Source organism: Psychrobacter sp. NPDC078501 (assembly GCF_044900935.1).
Lineage (GTDB): Bacteria > Pseudomonadota > Gammaproteobacteria > Pseudomonadales > Moraxellaceae > Psychrobacter.
The window spans coordinates 224,059-242,173 of sequence record NZ_JBJDOS010000003.1 but is presented as its reverse complement, the minus strand read 5'-3'; the positions used below and the strand labels follow the sequence as shown (position 1 = coordinate 242,173).

Below are 18,115 nucleotides of genomic sequence, written 5' to 3'. Positions count from 1 at the left end.
TAATCATGACGACCTCTATTGATATTGATGTTAATACTGAAAACAATACTTCACTTTCTCCTATTGATGCGGCGGTCACGAAAGACACATCTGCTGCGCCAGTATCGTCTCACGATCGCTCTGAAAACCATGCTAAAAGTTATGATTACGATACGGGTCGAAAGATACACAATGCGCCTTTCGATCATGCACCTCAAATCCTAGAAGGGTGTGATACGTTGAGCAAACTTTGGCGACAAGTTTGCTTGAGCCGAGGCGATAGGATTGCTCATCGCGAAAAGAGCTTTGGTATTTGGCAAAGTTATAGTTGGCTAGACTATTATCATCATAGCTGCGATATCGGCATGGCACTCGTCGAGCTTGGTCTGAATAAAGGCCAGACTGTTTCTATTTTGAGTGAAGATAATAAAGAATGGCTTTATTTTGATATGGGCGTCTGCGGCGTAGGCGGGATACCCAACGGTGTCTATACGACAGACAGTCCTGAGCAGCTTGCTTATATATTAAATGACAGCCACTCAAAGTTTCTGATTGTAGAAAACGATGAGCAATTGCATAAGTTTTTAGAGATTCGTGAGCAGACGCCTCATGTTAAAAAGGTAATTGTCCTTGACCGTAAAGGTTTGCGTAGCCTAGAGGATAATCAGGTTATTTTCCTCGATGAGCTATATACGATTGGTCGAAGTGTTGATAACGCAAGAGAGCGTTTTAGCGATCATATCGATCAAGGCACACCTAACGACATACGTACTTTAATCTATACCTCTGGCACGACAGGTAACCCAAAAGGCGCTATCTTAACGCACGCCAATGTCCTCTTTGAGCTAAAAACAAGTATTGATATCCTTCCTATTTTACCTACTGATGAGCAGCTCTGCTTTTTGCCTTTATGTCATGTACTCGAACGTCTAACGTCAGTAGATCTGCCTATCCATCGAGGCTGTATCGTCAACTTTGCTGAGAGCACAGAGACAGTATTTGAGAATATGAAAGAGGTATCGCCTGATACTTTTACCGCTGTGCCTAGACTATGGGAAAAAATGTATGCCTCTATCAGTAATATGCGGAGCGACGCCAGTGCACTCAATGGCTGGGCATTTGATCAGGCCATAAAAGCAGGCCATGACTATGCTGATATCGTGATGGCAGGCAATACTCCTACGACAGGTCAGCGACTGCGTTACGAGTTTTGGAACCGACTGGTGCTATATAAAATTCGTGATCTGATAGGCATGAGTAATATTCGCCGTGCCACTACTGGCGCTGCGCCCATATCGCTAGATATTATCCGCTGGTTTCATGCGATAGGGGTGCCTATCTATGAAGGCTATGGCATGACCGAAAGTGCGGGCGTGATATCGGTCAATACGCCTGAAGCACAGATGGCTGGCAGTGTAGGCAAGGCACTACCAGACTCTGAAGTCCGTATCGCCGACAATGGGGAGATACTCGTAAAAGGGGCTAACGTATTCGCAGGCTACTGGAATAAGCCAGAAAAAACGGCTGAGGACTTACGTGATGGCTGGCTACATACGGGTGATGTCGGCGAGATAAGAGACGGTTATATATTTATCACAGGTCGTATCAAGGACATTATCATCACCGCAGGCGGCAAAAACGTCACACCAGCTGCGATTGAAAGCAAACTTAAATTTTCACCTTATATTTCAGATGCGGTCGTCATTGGTGATAAGCGGAAGTATTTGACCTGTCTGATCATGATAGATCAAGAAAACGTCGAAAAATATGCACAAGACAATCAAGTGATGTTTTCTGATTTTCGCTCGTTGTGTCATGCGCCAGAAGTCATCGCCTTGATAGATGACGTCGTACAGTCTGCTAATGAGACCCTAGCTCAGGTAGAAACCATAAAGCAGTTCAGGCTTATTGATGTGCTGCTCAGTCCTGAAGATGATGAATTGACCGCGACGATGAAACTGAAAAGAAATTTGGTTGAGAAAAAGCATCATTCTCTCATCGACTCTATGTACTGATCTAGCTCTTTATCACAGTTTAGTTTAGCACCGTTCAGCTTTTTTGAAGTCGTCTCAACCTCGAAAGTATTAATCTCAAGAGCATCAAACTAACAGCGACGGAGTCGCAAGGAGAAAGGCAATGAAATGGACATTCAAGACCACGCTACTAGCACTCACAGTCGGTACGATGGGTCTAGTGGGGTGTAGTGATCCAGAAACGACCGCAGCGACGGGCACTGATACTGAGGCTGCTACATCTACTTCCACAAGCGATATGCCAGTACAAGGTGTGACCGATACTGAGATTATCTTAGGCGGTGCAAATGATTTATCGGGGCCGTTTGCTGGATTTGGTAATCCTGCAGTCGCCGCAGCCAATATGTATTTTGATGAGGTGAATGCCGCAGGCGGTGTCAATGGACGAAAGATTCGTTACATTGTCGAGGACCATTCTTATCAAGTACCAAAGGCCGTACAGTCTGCGAACAAATTGGTCAGCCGCGATAAAGTGTTTGCCATGCTGATGTCGCTCGGCACTCCGCACAACTTAGCGAGCTTCCCTATTATGGATCGCGCCAATGTTCCTAGTATCATGCCGCTCACCTTTGCGCGGGCTATGCAAGAAGAAGGGGATTTCAATCGTCGTTATACCGCTGGTAGTACCTATTATGATTCAATAAAGCTAGGTATGGAGTACCTTATTGCCGAAAACAAAGTTAGCAATTTATGTGTCATGTATATCCCATCAGACTACGGTGAAGAGACCAATGAGGCGGCTAAGGATATCAGCGATAGCAATCCTAACGTCACTTTAGTTCAGTCCAGCTCACATCGACCTGATGAAACCGACTTTGCTGGGGCGATGGCCAAGTTAAAAGACGCTAAATGTGAGCTTATTGCCTTATCTTTAACCATTCGCGGTGCTATCACCGCGGTAGGTACGGCAAATGCTATGGGCTGGAGTGATGTGAAGTTTATCGCTCCTGTCACTGGTTTCCATCCTGCAGTTGCAGCGGCACCAGGCGGCGCAAGTGAAGGCCTATACTCTGTGTCTTACTATAATGATTTGGCACTAAGAGCCAATGAACCTGAGACTAAAGCTTGGGTTGAGAAGTTCGAAAAAGCCACAGGAGAGGAAGTATCAGCAGGTGCTATTCTTGGTTATCTAGCCGCTAAAGTAACCGTTGATGGTCTAACCGCAGCAGGTCCTGACTTAAATGCCGACACTTTCAACAAGGGTCTAGAGACCGTTAGCTTTGTCGATGGCGTTACAGGATCTACAGTTGCCATCACGCCTGAGAGCCATGTCGCGATTAATGATATCTATTTATCGCAAGTACAAAATGGTCAGTGGAAAACGGTGACGCAGCTTAAATAATACATCCTAGATGTTTAGGGAGCTTTCGATAGCAGCAAGCCATACATAAGTATGGCTTGTGTCGTTTATAAAATATGGGTTTGACAATAATTTCATTTATATTTTAACCGTTTTACGATTATCCATAAGTCCAAAACCCTTCTCAATACAAAATAAGTCATAGACAATAAAAATTGACTAGAATGCTGAGTTAATTTCGCTTATAGCAACTAGATTATTTGTGCCTAAAGATACAGATGTACAGTGAAATTGTTATGTTTGGCTTTTGATGTCTTGCAACCGTCACGCTTATTTGTCAAACTAACGATGAGTGTCACACATTATGGAAGATGACTCTTATCGCTTACATGGGGCGCGTCATAGACGTTTATCCGTGTAGGTCATAATAATTAAAAGGGACCCAACACTATGACTCAGAAATCATTTCCTATCTCAGCCGAGTTTATGTCTGCTGCCAATACTACACCTGATAAGTACCTTACAGACTACCAGCAATCTATCGAGTCAGCCGAAGCAATTGATGCTTTTTGGGCGAAGCGTGCTGAGCTAATTGATTGGATAAAAAAGCCAACTAAGGTTAGTAACGTCAATTATGACTTAGATGATTTTCGCATCAAATGGTTTGAAGATGGTGAGCTAAACATTTCAGTCAACTGTCTCGACCGTCACCTCGAAGAAAACCCATACAAGCCGGCTATCATCTGGGAAGGTGATCACCCTTCGTTGCACAAAATTATTTCTTTTAAAGAATTGCATGAAGCTGTCTGCCGTTTGGGTAACTCATTGCGCAAGCTTGGCGTTGTAAAAGGTGATCGCGTAACTTTATATATGCCGATGATACCGGAAGCCATGGTAGCGATGCTGGCATGTGCGCGTATCGGTGCGGTGCATTCAGTGGTCTTTGGTGGTTTTTCTGCCGAGAGTCTGGGTAATCGCTTGATAGACAGTCGCTCAAAAGTTGTTATTACCGCTGATGAAGGTTTACGCGGCGGCAAGCACACACCGCTAAAAGCCAACGTCGATCACGCACTCGATATGGATGGTACTGAGAGTGTCGAAAAAGTCATCGTCGTTCATCGTACGGGTAACTCTATACCGATGAGTGGCCGCCGTGATGTTTGGTATCACAATTTGGTCGATGGTCAATCAGAGATCTGTGAGCCTGAAGTCATGAATGCTGAAGATCCGCTATTCTTGTTATATACCTCTGGTTCGACAGGTAAGCCAAAAGGTGTAGTGCATACTACAGGCGGCTATATCACCTATGCTATCTCAACGTTCCGTGATGTTTTTGATATCAAAGAAGATGACGTCTACTGGTGTACGGCAGATGTGGGCTGGATTACCGGTCACACGTATTCAACTTATGCACCACTGGCCAATGGCACGACAACGGTAATGTTCGAAGGTGTGCCAGAGCACCCAACATGGGCGCGTATCGGTCATATTATTGATAAGCATGACGTGACTATTTTATACACTGCACCGACAGCCATTCGTGCAATGATGAAAGAGGGCGATGCTTTTGTTCGAGAGTCGGATCGCTCAAGTTTGCGCCTGCTAGGTTCGGTCGGTGAGCCGATCAACCCAGAAGCGTGGGACTGGTACTACAATGTCGTCGGTGATGGTAAATGTCCTATCGTTGATACATGGTGGCAGACCGAGACTGGTGGTATCTTGATGGCGCCAATACCAGGGACGGTCGATCTCAAACCGGGCGCGGCCATGACACCACTATATGGCGTCAAACCAGAAGTCGTCGATAGTGATGGTGCGATTTTAGAAGGCCCTGCAGAAGGCAACTTGGTAATCAGTAGCGGCTGGCCGGGGCAGATGCGTACTATCTATAATGATCATCCACGCTTTTTGAAGACTTACTTTAGCGATTATCCGGGTCATTATTTCACGGGTGATGGCGCTCAGCGTGATGAAGATGGGCATTACTGGATTACTGGTCGTGTCGACGATGTACTCAACGTTGCAGGGCATCGCTTGGGCACAGCAGAGATTGAGAGCGCCGTGGTTGCGCATCCTGCAACTGCTGAAGCTGCGATTGTCGGTATGCCGCATGAGATACGCGGTACAGGTATCTGTGCATTTATCATTCTAAAATCGGGTGAAGAAAAGACCGACGATCTAAAAGCAGAACTAAAACGTCATGTGCGTGCTGAGATTGGACCAATTGCGACTTTAGATGCCATTTATATGGTTGATGCACTACCAAAAACGCGCTCGGGAAAAATCATGCGCCGTATCTTGCGTAACCTTGCAGCAGGTCAATATGTGGGACTGGGCGATCTATCTACGCTTGCCGATAGCTCGGTAATTAATGACTTGGTCGAAGTAGTAAAAGCAGGCCGTGGAGAGTAATTCAGCCTGATAATGAACCTGCAGAATTAAGGATAGTGACTCAATACTAGCCATCAATATTTGCATATCAAAGTTAAATAAAAGCCATGTTATCGAGAATAGCATGGCTTTTTTACGTAGACTATATTGATATTGAGTCACTTTGAAGGTTCAATAATACTAACAAGACAACATCGCTACCATTTTAATTGAGGATTAATTGACGAGTCACTCGGTACTTACTAGGCTAACTAATTAATATAGTAGCGACTCATAAATACTTTATAAGGTCTACTGTCATCATGACTGATCATGCTTTGTGCTCAACTGTTCTATCTGCTCCAAAAATTGCCATCATCGGTGGAGGCCTAACGGGTTTGCTCACAGCAACACTATTAGAGCGCGCGTCAAACCAATCAAGCTCGTCATCTAACACCCCGCAAATCACTATCTTTGAAAAATCACGTAGTGTAGGCCGTTTAGCGACCCGCTATCGTAGCGATAGTGAGACTGATAAAAACTGGCAATGGTCATTCGGAGCGCAGTTTTTTACTGCGAAAACTGCTGACTTTCAACAGTTTATCGCGCCTTGGTTAGATACAGGGATGCTACAGCCGTGGTGTGCCGAAGTGGTTGAATTAACACCTGCAGATGACAATGAGCAGTCGTCTAATATCCAAAGCAAAGAGCAATGGGACGCAGTGCATGCTCGCTATATCAGCACACCGAAAATGACCAGTTGGGGTCGTGAATTGGCCGCTGTGCTCAAGCACACGACCATAGTATTTAAGACCCGTGTTGCACCGCTCGCTCAGTATTTGCAGTCTCACAACCAACAGCAGTCTCAGAACCAGACTCATAATCAAACTTTTAATCAAACTTTTAATCAAACTTTTAATCAAACTTTTAATCAAACTTTTAATCAAACTTTTAATCAAAACAGCAAGCAAACTGAGCTGTTCGACGAAACTGGAGCCAGTCTGGGTTGGTTTGATTGGGTTATTTGCACAGCGCCAAATGGTCAGGCGATAGAGCTGATGTCAGATAGTGGCTTTGCTCAACAAGACAAAATTACTAAACCACGAATGCAAGCCTGCTATACGCTGATGCTTGGCTGGGATGATGTCCAAAAACTACCTGAGACATTAAAGGGTCAGCTAACACCGCAATGGGATGTCGCTTATTTAAATAGCGTTATTCTTGATAGGATATTTATTGAGCATCAAAAGCCTGCTCATGATGAGCTACTACCAAGTGTCACCATTCATGCACGTAATGACTGGTCAGAAGCCCACGTCGATGATGATATAGAGTTGGTAAAAGAACAGTTATTACAGGCGGCAAAACAAGCATTAAATTGGAATGAAGCTAGTGCACCTAGCCAAACAGACTGTCATCGTTGGCGCTATGCAGCTACTATCGTAAATAAGGATACTGAAGAGTTGGGCATCTTAATCGATGCAACTAAGCAGTGGATCGTCAGTGGTGACTGGTGTGCAAAAGGTAATATTGAAAGCTGCTATCGGATGGCCCAGCAAACCGTTAAGGCAATTATGCAAACGCAGTAAGCGGAATATCCATGCTCATTATTTTACATTGTTTAGAACTGAGGCTTATTTCAAAGCTAATGTTCGAGCGATATTTGGGAAGTATAAAAACTCGATATTTAGCAAAATGTAAGCAAAAAAAGGCCCACAGAGGAGGTACTGTGGGCTGAGGAAAACGGGTCATGTATTAGCTACACAGGCCGTGGTCAAGAGTTGTTGTAATTATTGGTGCTCTCTACTGTTATTTATAAGGGTAATAATTATCAATACAATAGGTGGAGATATTTACTTAGCTATTTACATCTACTGATTTAAGTGTACAAGTGTTCTGGTACAGTCGCTATGATAGCGCAATTGAGTGCTGTCTGGCGGTTTTGGTTACAGTATATTACGTTGTAAAAATCCAAAAGACGCAAAGACTGGTATGAAGCACTGATATTTAGAGTAAGTAGCGGAGCTTTATGGTGAAATCATTCATAAAGGCTCTCAATAATTTCAATACCTTATGTCGATAGGAGGGCATCTAGTCGATCTTGATACCTTTCTTGATATCTTTGATAACTTAATCGCTGCAGAGATGGCATGACGCCTTGTCCGAAAAATGCTAAGCTATCTGCCATTATTATGTTCATATTAAACTGGGTTTGCCATGACTGACAGCACGCATTTGCATACGCAGGAAGAACCGCCAAGTTCGCAAAATACCAAGAGTATTTTTAACTTGCCTAACAACCTTACGATTGCGCGTATCTTGATGATTCCGCTATTTGTTGCGATTGCCTATTGGCCGCCAGCCATGGGTATTGGTATGCCTGCGATTTCAGACAATGTCATTGCGCGGGTTGGGATGAGCGAGTTTAGTGATAGCTTGTTGCGCCATTTATTATTGACTGGCGTTTTTATCATTGCCGCAATTACCGATTGGCTTGATGGCTATTTTGCTCGTAAACTTAATGTCATGTCAGCCTTTGGTCGCTTTTTGGACCCTGTTGCTGATAAATTGATGGTAGCTGTAGCGCTCATCGTTCTTGTACAGTGGCATCCCAATATCATTATGGCGATAGCGGCTATCGTCATTATTTCGCGTGAAATCGCAGTATCAGCATTACGCGAATGGATGGCAGAGTTGGGCAAAAGCACTAGCGTCGCGGTATCTTATGTTGGCAAACTAAAAACCACGTTCCAGATGGTAGCGATTACCGTACTACTGCTTAATTGGCAGTCGCTTGAAACCATCGGTTATGTATTAATGGTCGCTGCTGTGATACTTACCTTATGGTCTATGATGATTTATCTAAAAGCTGCTTGGCCTTATTTAAAGCAAAGCGGATAATTCCATAAGACAAATACAATAAGCTCAAAATTTAGACAATAAAAACGCCAGTCGCATTAGCCACTGGCGTTTTTGTTTTTACTGCCTATAAATTAGACGACTTATAGTGTCACTGAGTTGTTTTCGCCTAAGTTGGTCGCTTTCTTACCGTCCATTACTGCAGCAGTAGTCATCTTAAACATATTAACTACTGAGCTACCGCTTAACCAGTATTCGGCACCATGTGGGACGACTTTGATTAACTGGACGTTTGGATCTTCTTTACCTTGCTCATAAAACGCATTGTAAATTGGCGACCATAGTTCATCTAACTTTTCTTGGTCTTCTACCAATTCTGCTTTACCGTTAATTGAGACATAATCTTTTGAGTCTTGACTGACATAGGCCAAGTTTACTTGTGGGTCTTTTTCGATATCTTTGATGGTTTCGGTAGTCTTATCGCCAATGAACCAAATTTCTTTTGCGCCAATGCTTGTCTCGCTAGTGGTCATCGGGCAGGCATGTAAATGGCCTTCGTGAGTACGAGTGGTCATCATAGCAAATTTCACTTCTTTTACCAGTGCTTGTACTTTATCGATATGGTCTTGCCTACTCATAATAAATTTCCTTTTTTATAGTGTTTTAATTGGGCTTATATAGCGTTGTTTTAATTAGCCGAATTGAACAGTTGATTATTTATAGTAATTTTTCTTTAGGCTAGATATGTCTAACTATTAAATAAATCTAAAAGTTAAACGTCATCGTCGCCTTAACAACTGAGACTAGAATACCTAGTTGTCACCCTACATTTATATAGGTTCCCAGTAATGCGATGTGAGTGTTTGTAAGGAATATGAAGGTTAGGTAAAAATTGTGACAGCGTAGATTTGAGCGTTCTATTTTTCGATGGATAATTCAAAAACGACTTAAAAAGATACTTTTTTGAATTATCGATTCGCAAATAGTAAGTCGCGATAGAATGCAACTTATCGGCAATTTATCTTGGTTTAGACCTGCTTATTATAGGTCTTCTTGTTATAATACCCAGACCATTTACTTAGCATGGCAGAGATGCCTTGATCTTACGGATTATGCCTTTATGATGACCATCGCCGGACAACCGTTTCTTACCGATTTTCAGACGCAGCAACTCATCAGTCAGTTCCAGCAAAAAACCGAGCTAAATGTTAGTCAAATAAGTACTCAGCAAGTCTATGTGCTATCTCGCGAATTGAGCGGTGATGAGCATAAAAAAGCGCTAGATTTACTGGCGGTTGACGCATCAACAACGCTGGATGCGCCGCAAGACAACCAACGACAAGTCATCGTTGCGCCACGTTTTGGTACCATCTCACCATGGGCAAGTAAAGCGACCGATATCTTTAATAACTGTGAAATCGAGATCAATCGTGTTGAGCGTGTGGTTGTTTATACGTTAACCCTTGATGAAAAAACAGACGGTGACGCAGGCGAAAAGCTACCAGTAGACGCTGAGCAGTTGTTGTTTGACCGTATGACTCAGAGCTTGGTTTATGACTTAAGCGATGTCAGTAAGTTGTTTGATGATCAAGCGCCAGCTTCATTGAATCATATCGATGTCATCGGACAAGGCCAGTCAGCGCTAGAGTCTGCCAATACCGAGTTCGGCTTTGCATTATCCAGCGAAGATATTGACTATCTAATGAATGCGTACGTCAATGAATTAGGTCGCAATCCAACTGACGTTGAGCTGATGATGTTTGCACAGGCAAACTCAGAGCATTGCCGTCATAAGATCTTTAATGCCCAATGGACAGTTGATGGTGAAGTACAACCAAAGTCACTGTTCCAAATGATTAAAAACACGTACCAGTCGAACCCACAAGGTATCTTGTCAGCGTATAAAGACAATGCTGCGGTCATGGCAGGGTCTGATGGCATGCGTTTTTATCCTATTCCAACCGACGCGATGGATGCCAATTCAATCCATCCTTACGACTTTCATCAAGAAAACATCGATATCTTAATGAAGGTTGAGACGCACAATCATCCAACGGCAATTGCCCCGTATTCGGGTGCGGCAACAGGTGCTGGCGGTGAGATTCGTGACGAAGGCGCGACTGGTCGTGGCGGTAAGCCAAAAGCGGGTCTAACAGGATTCCACGTGTCACATCTGCATATCCCAGAGCTTAGCGAAAAGTGGGAGCAGTCAGGTCAATTGAGCACGCAGGATTATGGTACGCCAGATCGTATGGCAACGAGCCTTGAGATCATGACCGAGGCGCCATTAGGTTCAGCTAATTTCTCAAACGAGTTTGGTCGTCCAAATCTATGCGGTTACTTCCGTAGTTTTCAGCTAGATACCTCTGCGGCAAAAGACGGTAGCGAGATGCGCGGCTATCATAAGCCAATTATGTTGGCAGGTGGTTATGGCAATATCAAACGCAACTTGATTGAAAAAAATGCAATCACAAAAGGTGATTTGCTCATCGTTCTTGGTGGCCCTGCGATGCAAATCGGTCTGGGCGGCGGTGCTGCATCGTCGGTCGATAGTGGTGACCTTGATGAAGGTTTGGACTTTGCCTCAGTTCAGCGCGATAACGCTGAGATGGAGCGTCGTTGCCAAGAAGTCCTTGATCGCTGCTGGGCACTAGCGGGCGATGATGTCGATGTAAGCAATAACAGTAAAGACGGCAACCCAATTGTCTCACTACATGATGTAGGGGCAGGTGGTCTGTCTAATGCGATGCCAGAACTGGTCAATGACCATGAAATGGGCGCGCATCTGAACTTGCGCAAGATTCCATCATTAGAAGCTGGCATGTCACCAATGGCCATCTGGTCAAACGAAGCGCAAGAGCGTTATGTGCTAGCGATTCGCCCAGAGAGCAAAGATCAGTTCGATGCCATCTGTGCCCGTGAGCGCTGCCCATATGCCATCTTGGGCGAGGCGACGGATATCCGTCAGCTAATCGTTGATGATGAGCTATTAACTGAGCAACCAGTCGATATGCCGATGCAAGTACTGCTCGGCGGCACACCAAAAATGCAGCGTAGCTTTGAGCGTACCGAGAGCACATTGCCAGCATTAGAGCTTGGCGAAGTTAATCTAGCTGAATCAATCACCGATGTATTGCGTCACCCAACAGTAGCGAGCAAATCATTTTTGATTAGCATTGGTGACCGTTCTATCACGGGTATGGTCGTGCGTGATCAGTATGTCGGTCGCTATCAAGTGCCTGTATCGGATTGTGCGGTGACTGCTTCTGGCTTAGTGGCGCTAGATGGTCAGCCAATGACTGGCGAAGCAATGAGTGTCGGCGAGCGTACGCCTGTTGCACTTATCAGTCCAAAAGCCTCGGCGCGTCTAGCGGTCGGTGAAGCGATTACCAACATCGCTGGTGCGCGTATCGCTCAGTTGTCTGATATCACGATGTCAGCGAACTGGATGGCCGCGTGTGGTGATGACGTAGAAGATGCGGCATTGTTCGACGCTGTCCATGCCGTTGGTGAAGAGTTATGCCCAGCACTCGGTATCGCTATCCCAGTCGGTAAAGACTCGCTATCGATGCGTGCTAACTGGACAGATAATGATAATGGTGAAAACCAAGACAAATCAGTCGTGTCGCCAATGAGCTTGGTCGTGACGGCATTTGCCCCTGTCGTTGACGTAGCAAAAACGCTAACCCCTGAGCTAATCAATGGCGATAGCGCGTTTTACCGTATTGACTTGTCTAAAGGCAAATTGCGTCTAGGTGGCTCAATCCTTGCGCAAACGCTTAGCCAATTGGGCAACGACTGCCCAGATTTAGCGCAACCAAGCGACTTGATCGACTTCTTTAACTTTATCCAAGCGGGTAACGCGCAAGGCGTCATCAGCGCTTATCACGATATCGGTGATGGCGGTCTGTTGGCAACTATCGCTGAGATGCAGTTCACCAGCCGTCAAGGTATCAAGCTGTCATTAAATGACGACAACTTACTCGGTCAGCTGTTCAGCGAAGAGTTGGGCGCAGTCATCCAAGTATTGCCAGAAAACGTTGCTACTTTGATGGAGCTAGCAGATCAGCATAACGTGAGCGACATGCTAAGCCTCGTTGGACAAAGCTCTGAAGAAGACAGCTTACTAATCCAAACGCCAACGCTCATGGGTGATGACACCTTACGCTTTAGCCGTGCTGAATTACAGCAAGCATGGACGCAGGTCAGCTATCAAATCGCGCGTCGTCGTGATAACCCAGCGTGCGTACAGCAAGAGTATGACTTGATTAGCGACGCGAGCCATAAAGGCCTGATCGCTGCGCCGAACTTTGATCTCAATCAAAAGGTCGAAGAACCATATTTAGCCAGTCGCGAGAATAAACCAAGAGTCGCTATCTTGCGTGAGCAAGGCGTCAATGGTCAGACGGAAATGGCAGCAGGCTTTACCCAAGCTGGCTTTGAAGCGGTCGATGTACACATGAGCGATCTACTGAATGGTCGCATCAATCTACGTGACTTCGACGGTCTGGTCGCTTGTGGTGGCTTTAGTTATGGTGACGTACTCGGCGCAGGCTCTGGCTGGGCAAACTCTATCTTGTTCCATGACGAGCTTCGCATGCAGTTTGTCCGCTTCTTCGCCCGTCCTGATACCTTCTCACTAGGTGTCTGTAACGGTTGTCAGATGATGGCTCAGTTAAAAGACCTCATCCCAGGTGCAGAAAACTTCCCACGTTTCGTCGCCAACCAGTCGGCTCGATTTGAAGCGCGTACGGTCAACGTAAAAGTCGAGCGTACCAAGTCTATCCTGTTCAAAGGCATGCAAGACAGCATCTTGCCAATCGCTGTGGCGCATGGTGAAGGCTATGCCACGCTAGACAACAACGAAATCGACGGTATGGCAAAACACGGTCAGCTTGCGATGCGTTATGTCGATAGCCAAGGCCATCCAACCGAGACGTATCCGCTCAATCCAAACGGTTCGCTTGGCGGTGTCACGGGTCTATGTAGCACCGATGGTCGCGTCACTATCATGATGCCGCATCCTGAGCGTAACCTAAAAGCCTATAACCACAGCTGGAAACCAGAAGAGTGGGACGAAGACGGCGCGTGGATGCGTATGTTCCGCAACGCTCGCGCTTGGTTGCGCTAGTCGCTACTCAGACCTCTAGTAATTGTTTATAGTTTGAGATAGCTGTTTTTTAAAATAAAAAGGTGGGCTTATGCTCACCTTTTTTGTGTTTAAGAGTTGAGTGTTTGGAAATAAAGACTAGCGTTTATACCGTGCTTTCACGAGTATAGGTAATGACGCCCATGCTAAAATTGTGGTTAACAAAGACTCAAATTAAGCAAAATAAGGAAGAATAAAATGTCAGGAATTACAGATATCAATGAGCTATTGGGTTCTATGCAGCCAGCACTGGTTGATGAGTTATTTGTGTTTTGTACTGTAAAAGGGGAACTAGCAGAATACGTAAACTTAGTGCCAATCGCGACGTTTATGGAGACAGAAGGGTTGACTCTGGTTTTAACAAAAGACAAAGCTGACGAGGCAGGTTTACAGTACGAGGGCGTGTTTCGTCAAATCACTTTAACAGTGCATTCAAGTTTAGAAGCGGTAGGTCTAACCGCAGCCGTGTCAACCAAACTGACTTCAAAAAGGATCAGCGCCAATGTGATCGCTGCCTATTATCATGACCATATATTTGTGTCGAACGATAAGGCGGAGCAGGCGCTATCGGCGTTAAAAGAGCTGAGTGATATATAAAGTTTTTGGCGTTTTCAATTGCTTCGCTAAGATCAACTGAGTTAGTTTGTAATACTGTTCTATATAACTGTTCTTTAAAATAAGAAGGTGGGCTTAGGCTCACTTTTTCTATGTTTGGGTTTCGGGTTTTTTACAAATAGGGAGCTAATCCTGCTTTTCGCTACTATCTTGGTCGTCCACTGGGCCAGTGGCTAAGGCTATAGGCATTCCAACATTCGAGTGACCACCCTTAGCCAAGCTCCCGAAACCCTGTGCTTCAACAAGTATGTCCGCTTCAACTAGGGTTGAACTGCAACATATATAATAAAATATTATTTAGATATTCTTTATTGAAATCAGCTAATGTTTTTATATCTAGTTTTGATATGATTGAGAGGTTCTTTTCTTTTAAAATATGTTAGTCAATTCGCTAAATATCGCTTACTTCATAATTTTCATCAAAATATGCTTTCTAATTTAAGGAAAATATAATGGCACTAACTACAGAATCTAAGGATTTAAATCTCTCTGATGTTATCGATGGCATTTTCGATGGTGACTACCAGCTCCCAGAGTTTCAGAGAGACTATGTTTGGAAGGATTCTAATATTAAAAGCTTATTTGAGTCAGTACTTTCTTCTCATCCAATAGGTACTGTACTACTTCTCGAGATTGAAAAAGAAAATCCTTTAATGGCATGGACTAGTTTTTCTGAAATTATCCCTACCGAAAACAGAACTCTGGATTATGAAGGTGAGGATAAAAATCCACCCCAATATTTAGTACTTGATGGCCAACAGAGGTTAACTTCTTTAAGTCATTTAACAAGGGGTACAAATAATCATATATGGTATCTAGACTTAAATGGCGTAAAGCAGAGGTGGGAGGAAGTTGAGGCACCGTCTAATAAGGACGAGATTAAAAACTTTATTGAACAAGATTTAGACGTATTTGCTTTTATCAAAAAGAAAAAAAGAACTGATGATCCCTTAAAAGATTTTAGAAGTAAAGCTAAGCTTCTTCCTTTAACGCTTTTAAAGGATAGGAATACTTTAACAAAAGCTATTACAGATGTAAGGGATGCTATTAGTGAAAAAATCCATGAGAAAAATTATGAGTTAAAGAATTATGAAAAATTAACTGTCAAAGAAAGTAAGGAAGAGCTAGAGGAAATTATAAAAGAGGAAGGAAAGTGGAAAACCTTCTTAGCAGAACTGTTACCTTTTATTCTTGATAACTATTTCGATTTCAAGCTTCCAACAGTAGTAGTGTCTAAAAAGATGGGGATAAGTGGGGTTTGTAAAGTATTTACAAAGATAAATACTACGGGGATTCAGCTAGGTGCTTTCGATTTATTAGTTGCAGTTCTTTATCCTAAAAGAATATCACTCAAACAAATGTTTGATGAAGTTGTATCAAATTATTCTTTAATTGATAGTTTAGACGGTAAGCCTAAAAGATACTTATTACAAACTTTAGCTCTTTATAATAAAGTTTCCCCTAAGACTTCCCACCTCCCAGAAAGCTTGAAAGCTGAGATGTTTGATGAGGGTTGGAATATTTGTGTTAAGAATTTGAATGAGGCATGTGAGCAATTAGATAGAAATTGTGGAAGTGCTTTAATAACAGGTAGCGATAAATATTTAGCATATTCACCACTTCTACCAATTATCGCAAATGTTATTAATGAACATCCTTTAGGTGTAAAAGACCATAGCTTAAGACTAATGAGATTAGATAAGTTAAGAGCTTGGTATTTTGGTGCGGGTATATCTTCTCGCTATGGTGAAGGGTCAGATAATAAGCAAGTGAAAGATTTAGCTGAAATGAAAAGATGGTTTTCTAGTCCTTCATTTAAAGAAGAAATGCCGACATGGTTAAATAATATTTATGGCGAAATTAATACTTCTAAAAGTGGGGCAGTAGGTAAAACAATTGTTTCACTGTATAATTTGAAACGAGCTAAAGATATATATCTGGATAATATGGAAGTTTGTGCAGAAGTCAATGGATGTGATTTACACCATATTTTTCCTAAAGCAGCTATGCGTAAAAAAGTTATGGAAGAAAATGGAATTAGAGATAAAACAATGGCTGATAAGCTTTTGAAAACACAGCATAATATTGACTCAGTATTAAATCAGACATGGTTATTATCTTCAACTAATAGAGATATAATTAGTGATAGAATGCCTTCTAATTATATACACGAGCTGATTCAAAAAAATGGCGGTGGTGGAAATGCTGAACAAAAAGTTCGAGACTTATTTAAACAGCACTGTATAAATGACTCAGCTTTTGATAAATTGATGAATGATGATTATTTTGGTTTCATTGAAGAAAGAAAGAAGAGTGTGCAGTTTGAGTTAACAACCACTTGTAAAATTCCAAACTTCTTAGAATCTGAGCCGGTCGACGACTAATTATTTGAAATTTTGATGCATTTGAACATTACTTATAAAGGATGGTTAGTAAATATGCTAACCATCTTCTACTGAATGCTTTTTAGCCTCAGCAATCAATTCATGAATCTTAGCACTTTCCTTTAGTACACAACCATCATAAGCAGAGAGCAGCTTAGGTTCTTGCTGCTTTTCCTGATCTTGCTTGGCTTTTTCTTCTAGATATTTTTGCAGATCGTCTTGCTTAAAATTATCCATCCTTTATCCATCTCATCACTCTTTATTATCCAAAAAAAACGGCACTGAAATCAGTACCGTTTTATAAGTCGTGACAATATAAAAGCTAACCATGACTTCTCAAATACTAAATCACCAAAATCAATCCCAGCTTAAAATAACCTTACCACATTGCCCACTTTCCATGATATCAAAGCCTTCTTGAAAGTCATCAATGTGCATGCGATGGGTAATGATTGGTGTCAAATCAATACCGCTAATCAGCATTTGCTCCATCTGATACCACGTCTCCCACATCTCACGGCCATAAATACCCTTTAGGGTTAACGCCTTAAAGATAATCTTGCTCCAATCCACCGTGGTAGTGTTAGGCAAAATGCCCAAGAGCGCGATTTTAGAGCCGTTATACATATTACTAATCATTGAATCAAAGGCCTGAGGCGAGCCTGACATCTCAAGCCCAATGTCAAAGCCGTGCATTTTTAGATCCTCGATAGCGCCTTCGATGGTTTCACCCTTGGCTGGGTTGATGGTCATTGTCGCGCCCATTTTTTTGGCAAGCTCTAGACGATAATCACTGATATCACTGACCACAATGTTACGTGCTCCGGCAAAGCGGCAAATCGCTGTTGCCATCGAACCAATCAATCCTGCACCCGTGATTAGCACATCCTCACCAAGGACAGGGAAAGACAATGCGGTATGAGTAGCGTTGCCAAAGGGGTCCATAATGGCTGCCATCTCATCGCTGATACGCTCATCGAGTCTGATGACATTATCGGCAGGTATCACCAAATATTCGGCAAACGCGCCATCGCGGTCGACGCCCACACCGATGGTGTTTTCGCACACATGTAGCTTACCACGGCGGCAGTTACGGCAATGCCCGCAAGCGATATGGCCTTCGCCTGTAACTCGGTCACCTATTTCAAGATGCTTGACGCCATCACCCATTTCACTAATGACACCGACGTATTCATGTCCGATAATCATCGGCGTTTTTATGGTCTTTTGTGACCACTCATCCCACTTATAAATGTGCAAATCTGTGCCACAGATGGCAGTTTTTTTAATTTTTATTTTAACGTCATTGATACCGACTGTTGGTTCTGGCATGTCTTGCATCCAGATGCCTTTTTCGGCATGAGCTTTAACCAGTGCTTTCATAGTTTTCTCTTATTTAACTGTATTTAATTATTGAATCTAGGGT

The 18,115-nt window shown here is 43.3% G+C and carries 11 protein-coding genes; 8 read left to right on the top strand and 3 right to left on the bottom strand.

Going from position 1 to position 18,115, the window contains the following annotated elements:
- Positions 1-5: 5 nt before the first annotated feature.
- The 5 genes from ACI2IW_RS06785 (at position 6) to pgsA (ending at position 8,583) form a co-directional block, all read left to right on the top strand.
- The gene (locus ACI2IW_RS06785) at positions 6-1,994 is read left to right on the top strand and encodes an AMP-dependent synthetase/ligase (RefSeq protein ID WP_404693133.1); all 1,989 of its coding nucleotides are present in this window, start codon (positions 6-8) and stop codon (positions 1,992-1,994) included.
- 121 nt (positions 1,995-2,115) lie between these two features.
- On the top strand, positions 2,116-3,354 hold the full coding sequence (locus ACI2IW_RS06780) for an ABC transporter substrate-binding protein (RefSeq protein ID WP_404693132.1): 1,239 nt from the start codon (positions 2,116-2,118) through the stop codon (positions 3,352-3,354).
- Positions 3,355-3,762: 408 nt separating this feature from the next.
- Positions 3,763-5,724 carry an acetate--CoA ligase gene (acs, locus tag ACI2IW_RS06775; RefSeq protein ID WP_404693131.1) on the top strand — a complete coding sequence of 654 codons (1,962 nt, stop codon included), beginning with the start codon at positions 3,763-3,765 and terminating at the stop codon, positions 5,722-5,724.
- A 281-nt stretch (positions 5,725-6,005) separates the two neighbouring features.
- Entirely contained in the window at positions 6,006-7,271 is a 1,266-nt protein-coding gene (locus ACI2IW_RS06770; RefSeq protein WP_404693130.1) for an NAD(P)/FAD-dependent oxidoreductase, read from the top strand.
- Positions 7,272-7,899: 628 nt separating this feature from the next.
- Entirely contained in the window at positions 7,900-8,583 is a 684-nt protein-coding gene (gene pgsA, locus ACI2IW_RS06765) for a CDP-diacylglycerol--glycerol-3-phosphate 3-phosphatidyltransferase (RefSeq protein ID WP_057758088.1), read from the top strand.
- Between the two features lie 101 nt (positions 8,584-8,684).
- Here pgsA and ACI2IW_RS06760 read toward each other — a convergent pair whose 3' ends face one another.
- On the bottom strand, positions 8,685-9,179 hold the full coding sequence (locus ACI2IW_RS06760) for a pyridoxamine 5'-phosphate oxidase family protein (protein ID WP_201606952.1): 495 nt from the start codon (positions 9,177-9,179) through the stop codon (positions 8,685-8,687).
- A 482-nt stretch (positions 9,180-9,661) separates the two neighbouring features.
- Between ACI2IW_RS06760 and purL the strand changes: the two genes are divergently transcribed.
- The 3 genes from purL to ACI2IW_RS06745 all read left to right on the top strand — a co-directional run bounded on the left by purL (position 9,662) and on the right by ACI2IW_RS06745 (position 16,689).
- Complete coding sequence (gene purL, locus ACI2IW_RS06755) at positions 9,662-13,672, top strand: phosphoribosylformylglycinamidine synthase (protein ID WP_404693129.1); 4,011 nt, start codon at positions 9,662-9,664, stop codon at positions 13,670-13,672.
- A 216-nt stretch (positions 13,673-13,888) separates the two neighbouring features.
- Positions 13,889-14,287 (top strand): ACT domain-containing protein, encoded by a 399-nt coding sequence (locus ACI2IW_RS06750; RefSeq protein ID WP_404693128.1) that lies wholly within the window; start codon positions 13,889-13,891, stop codon positions 14,285-14,287.
- 470 nt (positions 14,288-14,757) lie between these two features.
- Entirely contained in the window at positions 14,758-16,689 is a 1,932-nt protein-coding gene (locus tag ACI2IW_RS06745) for a DUF262 domain-containing protein (RefSeq protein ID WP_404693127.1), read from the top strand.
- A 57-nt stretch (positions 16,690-16,746) separates the two neighbouring features.
- Here the strand turns inward: ACI2IW_RS06745 and ACI2IW_RS06740 are convergent, their stop codons facing one another.
- Both ACI2IW_RS06740 and tdh read right to left on the bottom strand, forming a co-directional pair.
- Positions 16,747-16,926 carry a hypothetical protein gene (locus ACI2IW_RS06740; protein ID WP_404693126.1) on the bottom strand — a complete coding sequence of 60 codons (180 nt, stop codon included), beginning with the start codon at positions 16,924-16,926 and terminating at the stop codon, positions 16,747-16,749.
- Between the two features lie 120 nt (positions 16,927-17,046).
- Positions 17,047-18,072, bottom strand: coding sequence for an L-threonine 3-dehydrogenase (gene tdh / locus ACI2IW_RS06735; RefSeq protein WP_404693125.1), 1,026 nt, complete (start codon positions 18,070-18,072; stop codon positions 17,047-17,049).
- Between the last annotated feature and the right edge of the window lie 43 nt (positions 18,073-18,115).